The sequence below is a fragment of the Micromonospora sp. NPDC023633 genome (genome assembly GCF_040640035.1).
Lineage (GTDB): Bacteria > Actinomycetota > Actinomycetes > Mycobacteriales > Micromonosporaceae > Micromonospora.
In genome coordinates this window covers 42,652-50,636 of record NZ_JBFABB010000045.1, presented here as the reverse complement: position 1 = coordinate 50,636, position 7,985 = coordinate 42,652, and the positions used below count along the sequence as shown (strand labels likewise).

Here is a 7,985-nt window from a genome sequence, read left to right as displayed (position 1 = left end):
GAGGTTCTGTACGTCGGTGACGATCTTCAGGGCGATGCCTTAGCCGCCGCCGCCGCGGGATTACGGGGATGCTGGCTGGACCGGCAGCAGACGTATGGGGCCGCGGCGCCCGAGGGCATCCTTCGCGTACACAGCCTGTTCGACCTTGCGACGGCCGACCTCTTCGACCGGAGCACGGCCTAGCTGTGCTGTCCAGGGACGTGGCGAAGCAGTACCCGAAGTCAAGATGAAAGTGCTCCGGTTCGCCTCTGTCGAGGCGGGCCGGCACTAGAAGGCAGCCTTGGCGTCGCGTCGAACGTGCGCGAATCGCGCCTGCGGCATGTACGCGGCCACGAGCGTGAAATCGTCGTGCGTGCGAAGCGCGGCCACCCAGTTGCCGGGGCGTTCATGGATCTCCAAGTCGATCGGCACGTCCGCCCAGTAGGTGTAATAGGTGCAGGTGAGTCTGGGGCGCTCGGCATACAAGGCGCGTCCACCGGTCTCGCCAGTGTTGAGCGCAATCCATCGGCGCCGACCATGAGGTCGGCCCGCTCGGTCGCCTCGCCCTCCGCTGTGGTGTAACGGACGCGGTTACCCGCTCGCCATCGGTGGTCAGGCCGGTCACCGCAGTCCCGTCGGGCACCTCGACACCGGCTGCCGCGGCAGCCTCGAGCAGAATCGCGTCGAGCACGTACCGACGGGGAGATGGTCCGCAACAGCGGGCAGCCCGACTCAAGCACCGGACCAGGAGGCCCCAACGGGCGAGTCGCTCCACGCCGGGTTTATAGATGTACGACGTAGACAGGGTGTCGCTCGGGAGCTTCGCGATCCAGCAGGGGCACTTGATGCCCCGCCCGAGTCAGCAGGAGCGCCGTCGTCGCATCCGAACAACGCGCCCCAGCCACAACAGCGAGACGTAATCGCCGTCGCGCGGCGGGGACAGCAACGCAGCTTGACCAGGACCTTCCAGGGTCTTCAGCGTGGCGATGGCTCGCTCGCCGCGAGCGCGGAGCCGGGCATGACCGCGGTTGACGGCCCGCTGGCGGTGCACGGTTTAGGTCGTTGTCGGTGGCGCTTGAAGGGCCTGCACACGCTCCCGCCGGCTCCCTGATAGCCCTTGTTCGCGAAGATATGCACGTTTGCGCTGGTCAGCGCGTCGATCAGGCTGGGGGCGGGCGGCGGTGAGATCGTGGACCGCGCCGGGCAAGTGCAGGCGACGCCCAGGCCAGCCGCCCCGGCGGCATCGGCCAGGACCTGCACGTTCACCCCGTGGCGGTTGTGTCTGCCCGAGTAGCAGGGGCGTTGGTCGGCGACCCGGTCGATCCGATCAAGCGTGCCGTCGAGGATGGCGTACGCAAGCCGGGCGGCCCGGCACATCGCGGTGGCGAGGCTGTCGGGGCAGGTGACGAGCAGGTCGACTGCCTCGCGTAGGTAGCGCCACACGGTGCTGACCGACACCTCGTAGCCGGGCGCGAGGCGGGTGGAAGTGTCGCCGTTGCGCAGTTGGGCCCAAGCCAGCAGCGCCTGTCGCTGCGCAGGCAGCCTGCGCCAGCGGCCACCGACCGCGCGACGCCGGTCGCGAATCAGCTCGTCAGGCGGGTCAGGCTGCGCGTGGACAGCGGGATGCCGACAGGACAGGTCAGCAACGAAGCTCGCGTGGGAGTGCGCCTTGGTCGACTGCTGTCCTACCGGCAGCTTCTCCTATCCGGAGCATCGACACGCCGATGCTGCCTGCCTAGTCAACCGTCCTTGATCGCGATTAAGAAGGCTCAGCGTCGTAAGTCACCGCTCGACCGGTAGGTCAACCGACAAGAACCCAGCGACTCTTCTTTGTCTTGTTGCCCAGGTCAGGGGCTTGCCGGGGAAGTCCGACGCCATGGAGCAGATGGAAACAGGAGCACGTCTCGTTTATCCGAAGGAGAGCAATCTAGGAGTTGCGCCGGGAGTTCGACTCCGAAACTGTAGTATCGTCGGCTCCGACAAGGTAGTATCCGCTGGCGGACGGCGAGGAATGGTGGTTCTGCATGCCGAAGTTTAACCCAATCGGGGAACTCAGGTCCCTTATCCCCGAGGCTGGACCAAAGCGAGTGTACGCGCTGGCGACCTTTATCAACATGTTTGGTTTCGGGTTGCTGGTCGTGAGCATGAGCCTGTATTTCACCCGGATCGTGGGACTGCCCGCTTCGCAGGTGGGAGCCGCCCTCACCATCGGCGTCGCCATTAGCCTGATCAGCGGCGTCCCGGTCGGCAACCTGGCCGACCGGTGGAGTCCGGTGAAGACGGTCAAGGTCATGCTGGTGATCCAGGCATGCACGGCTACCTACTTCATTTTCATTGACAATTTCACCGAACTCGTCATCGCGGCCACCCTCGACATGCTGGCGATGAAGGCGTCCGTAGCGGCATCCGAATCGCTCCTGCGCCGGGTGGCCGGCGATGACGCGGTCAGCTTCCGCTCCAGGATGCACGCGATCCAGTTCGTCGCCATGGGCCTGGGAACTGCCGGGTGTGCCGTCGTGATCCAGATCGGCACTCCTACCGCCTATCAGGTGATGATCGCTCTCGACGCGCTCAGCTTCCTGGTCGCCTTGCTGGTGTTCACCCGGCTGCCGGACTATGCGCCGCTGCCGAAGCCGCCCACCGTGTCACGCTGGGGCGTGTTGGCCGACCGGCCCTTCGTCGCGTACACGGCGGTGGCCGGCGCCATGAACCTCCAGCTCTTCATGATCAATATGCTGTTGCCGTTGTGGGTGGTCGACGCCACGAAGGCTCCAACCTGGACGGTAGCGGTGTTCTACCTAATCAACAACACCTTGATCGTCTTGTTCATGGTCCGCGTCGGCAACAAGGTGCAGACGATCCGGCAAGGTGGCGTCGCAATCCGGCGCGCTGGAGCGATCCTCCTGATCAGCTGCTCCGCGATGGGCTTTGCGAACGGACTGCCCGGCTGGGCCGCGGTGGTACTCCTGGTAGCGGCCGTCTTGGTGCACACCTACGGCGAACTGTGGTACATGGCGGGCTCGTTCGCCCTCAACTTCGGTCTGCCGCCGGCGCACGCACAGGGCCAGTACATGGGCTTCCTCGGCATCGGCGCCGGCATCGGCGAGGCGTTTGCCCCGTTGCTGTTCCTCAGCTTCATCCTGACCCTCGGCAGGCCAGGTCTGATCGGGATCGGCGTGTTCTTCGCCCTGGTGGGCCTGCTGGCGCCTGCCGTGGCACGGTGGGGCGAGCGGACCAGGCCCGCATCGGAGGATTCGCCGACTCGGGAGGCCGCGCCAGCGTAGCTGAGTGAGGTGATCCGACAAGAATGGCACGCTCCGGTGACGTGATCACGGTTATGAGGCCGTTTCCAGGGTGATGAGGTTCCCCCACGGTCGTGGGGGAACCTCATGCATGAGGTTCCCCCACGACCGTGCAGGCATGGACCATGAGGATCATGTGCCATGCCAGAGAAGAGGCGGCGGTTCGACGGGAGTTCTGTGAGGGAACTGCCCGGATCGTCCGCGAGACGAACAAGCCGATCGCCCAGGTGGCGACTGACCTGGGGATCAACCCCGGGATCCTGAACCGTCACGGTAAGGGACGGGCTTCGGTGTGAGACCAGCGCCGGTCAGCGTGGCTGCAGGACCATTGAGATCACCGATTCGCACCGCTGCTCGACCAGATCGGCGACCCGCGCGACACCGTGATCACCGCCGGCGCGCTGCACTGCCGGCGTGAGCACTTCGACCACCTCGCCGAACGCGGCTCGCACTGGATCCTGACCGTCAAAGGCAACCAGCCGAACCTGCACCGCCAACTCGCCGGCGTGCCCTGGCAAGCGGTCCCGGACGCCTTCCGCGACACCGACCGCGGACACGGCCGCCGCGAGATCCGCACCCTCAAGGCCCTGACGATCTCCACCGGCATCGACTTCCCCACGCCGCCCAAGCATTGCGTACCCGCCGCCGCAGACGGCGCCTGGACCAGCCGAAGCGCTTCACCACCGAGACCGTCTGCGCCATCACCGACCTGCGCGTGCACCAAGCGAAACCGGCGCAACTAGCCGCGTGGATCCGCGGCCACTGGAACATCAAAAGCAAGATTCACTGGGTACGGCGTCACCTACGACGAAGACCGATCCCAGATCCGCACCGGCACCGGACCCGAAGCCCATCGCCGCCCTCTGCACCGCCGCCACCGGCGCCCTACGCCTGACCGGGGTCACCACATCGCCGCCGCCAACCGACATCACGCCCGCGACAGCACCCGCCTGCTGGCCCTACTCGGCATCACCTGACGATTTTGCCGGGGCCTGGCGCAAGGCCCACGGCGACGCCGAGGGCACCCCTTTCCGGTAAGGCTGGCGTGATTTTGGTGGCGTCGCCCGGTTGATCATGAACGAAGCCTTGGTTGACTGTTCCTCTTACCGCAGAGGGAATCGACCAAGGGTCTCAGCTGATCGGCGTGCATGACACCGGCCGGGCCGGCGTGCTCGGGAGGTTATCCAGATTCCGTTATTGTCCCCTGAGCGGCCATACGGTCAGCACCACAGGACAGGTAGAGCACGCGCGACCGAACAGTCGCCTAACCGATCAGCTCCGGTACCACCTTGCTGGCGAACAGGTCCATGCTCGTCCGGTCATAGGCGGCGTCTGCGAAGTAGACGATCACATAGCCGACCCCGGCTTGAGCGGCCTTGGTCAGCCGCTCGACGATCTGCTCGGGCGTGCCGGCGAGGCCGCGGGCAAATTCGCCCAGCCAGGGCTCGAGCGCATCGGTCGGCATCAGCGGCTGATAGTGGGACTTCAACCTCGCCATCTTGTCAGCGACGTCCTTCTCGGTCTCGCCGATGGTCACGAGGAAGAAAGCCGACCGTGTGATCGCGTCGAAGTCGGTGCCCACGTCCTTGCAGTGCTGGGCCAGGATCTGGGACTTGTGCACGAATACGTCCAGGGTCGTCGCCCCGAAGTTCGTGTACTGCGCGTACTTCGCTGCCGTCCGCAGCGTCTTCTTCTCACCGGCGCCCCCGATCCACAACGGAATCCCGCTCTCCTGCATCGGAAGTGGCCGGCTGATCGCATGATCAACCTGATAATGGCGTCCCGCCAGCGTGGCCGTGCCGGTCGTCCACAACTGTCGCATGATCTGCACGCCTTCATCGAGCATGCCGAGCCGATCGGCGGCGCTGGGGAAGCCGTAGCCATAGCCACGCCATTCGTCCTCGAACCAGCCCGCGCCGACGCCCATCTCCAACCGGCCGCCGCTCATCACGTCGATGCAGGCCGCCATCTTGGCCAGGTACGCCGGGTTTCGGAAGCCCATGCACGTGCACAACTGCCCGAGCCGCACCCTGGACGTGCAGGCCGCGAACGCGGCCATCATCGACCACGCTTCGAAGGTCGACTCGTTGCTCGGCGCCGGAACCGTGTGGAAGTGGTCGCTGACCCAGATCGACTCGTACGGCCCGGCATCAGCGGCCTGGGCGATGTCACAGATCGTGGACCACTGCTCGGTCACCGGTATATCGACAAGGTCGAGGTTGCAGCCCTGAGGTAAGAGGAGACCAAATCGCATATCCAGACCCTATCGATCGGCATGCCCGGATGCTTCTCCCAGCGTGTTGGGTGCTACGGCTCCATCATTGCCTGTGCTGCCATCTGGATGTGCCGCGCGAACTGGCGTGGCTCCTGGTTGGTCTGCTTTCGGCTCGCCGCCGCGAACTGAGCACCCGCTCCTGGTGCAGGCGCTGTCGTGCTCCGCACAAGCGTTGAAGTGCAGAACGGCTTCGCGGCCCCGGCAGGGCTCCGGCAAAGTCGCGTGTGGACGTGGTTGAGTTGGCTAATCGGGCGACACATGGGGTTTGATCGTGGTGCGGCACGGCCCTCGCATTGATCATGAAGGTTCCTACACGCTTTACGATCGTCACGAGGAACCATGCCTGCCGCGCCATTCATTGCCGATCCACCCTGTTGTTGACCAGCTCGCCACACGCGTCGATGAGCATCACATCGCGGGCGGGCGCTGGTAGCCGCGCTCGCCCAGCGACGCCGGATCATGATGGCCCGTGCTTGTCTCGAACACGTGGTAGGTAGGTGTGCGCACGAGTGCACCAGAAACCCGGCCGCCGTCACCCGTTCAGCGTCCGGTCCCGCACCTCGTGGAGCTCCTCGAATGCGGACAGGTCGGGCACCGTCCAGCCGTCCAGGTCGTATTCGGAGAGGCATTCGTCCGCGAAGGCCTTGTAGTCATCGATCTCACCGTTCGCGAGCTGCGCCGAGAGTAGCTCGATCCGGGTGCTCTCGTGGTTGCCCGCGTAGTTTCGTTCGTACAGTTCGTGGCGCCCGCCGAACTCGGTACCGACGGCGTCCCACAACAGTTTCATGAGCTTGATGCGCTCGACCGCGTCGCTGCCGTCGGAGCCGCGGAGATACCGGTCCAGGTACGGCCGGATCTCCGGGTTCTTGAAGTCTTCGGCGCTGGAGTTGATGTAGATCAGGCCGCTCGCGATGTCCTGGTGGACTATCTCCTTGATTCTGGGGTAGCCGATCTGCATGAACCACCGATATGCCAGACCGTACCGGGGATTGGGCAGGACCGCGCCGTTATGCCAAGGCACCGGGTTGCGGGCCGCCGCGTCTGAGAACGCCCAGAAAAGATTGCGCCAGGCAAGCACCTCACCGATCCGTGTCTGCACGCCACGGAAATCCTTGACTCCGGTGAGTTCCACCGCCTTCGCGAGCAGGCCGGCGATGAACTCGAGTTTCACCGCCAAGCGGGTGCAGCCCTGGAACGTGAAACGCTCGGAAAAGCCCGATCGGCTGGTGAACAACTGAACCTTGCCGATATTGCCATAGATAAATACGTTCTCCCACGGGATGAGCACCTTGTCCAGCACGAGGACGGTGTCGTTCTCGTCCAGCCGTGAGGAGAGCGGGTAGTCGAAGGGGCTTCCCATCAAAGCCGCACTGGCTGTGTAGGACGGCCGACAGATCAGTTTCAGCCCCGGCGCTCCCATCGGGACAGTCGCCACGAGCGCGAACTTCTTGTCCTTGACCGGCAGGCCGTAGTGCGCGATGAAGTTGTAGTGCGTGAGCGCCGAGCCGGTGGCGACCATCTTAGCTCCGCTCACGACGAGTCCGGCGTCGGTCTCCTTTTCCACGTGTACGAAGACATCACCCACCTCGTCCGGAGGACGATTCCGGTCGACCGGCGGATGCGCGATCGCGTGATTCCAGTAAAGGACCTTCTCCTGGGACTCCGCGTACCACCGCCGCGCATTCTCGTCGAACGGCTTGTAGAAGTCCGCGTTTGCGCCGAGCGTACCGAGGAAGGCCGCCTTGTAGTCGGGGCTGCGCCCCATCCATCCGTAGCTCATCCGGGCCCACGCGGCGATGGCCTTCTGGTGTTCGACCAGGTCCTCCGCCGTGTGCGGCGTGGTGAAGAACTTGTGGGTAAAACCGTCACTGCCCGTGTCGGTGGGCGAAGTGAGCACGTCACGCATGCCTGGGTCGTGCAATGCGTCGTAAAGCCGCGCGGTCATCCGTACTGGATTGTAGAACGCAGGATGACTGGTCACATCCTTCACGCGATCGCCGTAGAGATAGAGACACCGGTCGTCACGCAGACTTTCGATGTACTCGGCACCGGTCATCGGCCGTGTCTTCCGCGGTTCATTCATGTTCTTTGGATCCACGATATCGTTCCTCCGAGTAGGCGATCGACGAGTGAGCATCAGGGTGTGAGGACGCTGCTCATACTGGGCGGCTGCTGCACTCGACGTGCGCCTTCTCGAATCGACAGGCGAGACGGAACAGCTCGTCCACGTAGTGGGGGAGTCAGCCTCGGCGGTCAGGCGTCGATGGCAAGCTTTTCAGACATTCGAACCTCCATCAAAGGTCGACTTGCGGCATGCCTGGAAATGACGGCCACACCACCAATTATCCGTGACCATTCATGTAAGCGCATCTCCTGTGTTGCAGGGCGCAACCCCGAACGTCGACCAAAGTGAAATTCACAGCGGCATC

Annotated in this window: 5 protein-coding genes and 2 pseudogenes; 3 read left to right on the top strand and 4 right to left on the bottom strand. The window is 64.4% G+C overall.

Features of this window, described 5'->3' with window-relative positions; all coding sequences use genetic code 11:
* Positions 1 to 183, top strand: a pseudogene (locus AB0G13_RS16285) (HAD family hydrolase); the annotation flags it as partial.
* Between the two features lie 84 nt (positions 184 to 267).
* Here the strand turns inward: AB0G13_RS16285 and AB0G13_RS16280 are convergent.
* Together AB0G13_RS16280 and AB0G13_RS16275 are read right to left on the bottom strand one after the other, a co-directional pair.
* Complete coding sequence (locus tag AB0G13_RS16280) at positions 268 to 411, bottom strand: hypothetical protein (RefSeq protein ID WP_357874692.1); 144 nt, start codon at positions 409 to 411, stop codon at positions 268 to 270.
* Between the two features lie 486 nt (positions 412 to 897).
* Positions 898 to 1,625, bottom strand: a pseudogene (locus AB0G13_RS16275) (transposase family protein); the annotation flags it as partial.
* A gap of 441 nt (positions 1,626 to 2,066) precedes the next feature.
* Between AB0G13_RS16275 and AB0G13_RS16270 the strand changes: the two are divergent.
* Positions 2,067 to 3,263 (top strand): MFS transporter, encoded by a 1,197-nt coding sequence (locus AB0G13_RS16270; RefSeq protein WP_357874689.1) that lies wholly within the window; start codon positions 2,067 to 2,069, stop codon positions 3,261 to 3,263.
* Between the two features lie 401 nt (positions 3,264 to 3,664).
* Positions 3,665 to 4,024, top strand: a complete 360-nt coding sequence (locus AB0G13_RS16265) for a hypothetical protein (protein ID WP_357874686.1) — start codon at positions 3,665 to 3,667, stop codon at positions 4,022 to 4,024.
* A 521-nt stretch (positions 4,025 to 4,545) separates the two neighbouring features.
* Here AB0G13_RS16265 and AB0G13_RS16260 read toward each other — a convergent pair.
* Together AB0G13_RS16260 and AB0G13_RS16255 are read right to left on the bottom strand one after the other, a co-directional pair.
* On the bottom strand, positions 4,546 to 5,535 hold the full coding sequence (locus AB0G13_RS16260) for an LLM class F420-dependent oxidoreductase (RefSeq protein ID WP_357874684.1): 990 nt from the start codon (positions 5,533 to 5,535) through the stop codon (positions 4,546 to 4,548).
* 553 nt (positions 5,536 to 6,088) lie between these two features.
* Positions 6,089 to 7,657: a 4-hydroxyphenylacetate 3-hydroxylase N-terminal domain-containing protein gene (locus AB0G13_RS16255; protein WP_357874700.1), complete on the bottom strand. Its 1,569-nt coding sequence runs from the start codon at positions 7,655 to 7,657 to the stop codon at positions 6,089 to 6,091.
* Positions 7,658 to 7,985 lie beyond the last annotated feature (328 nt).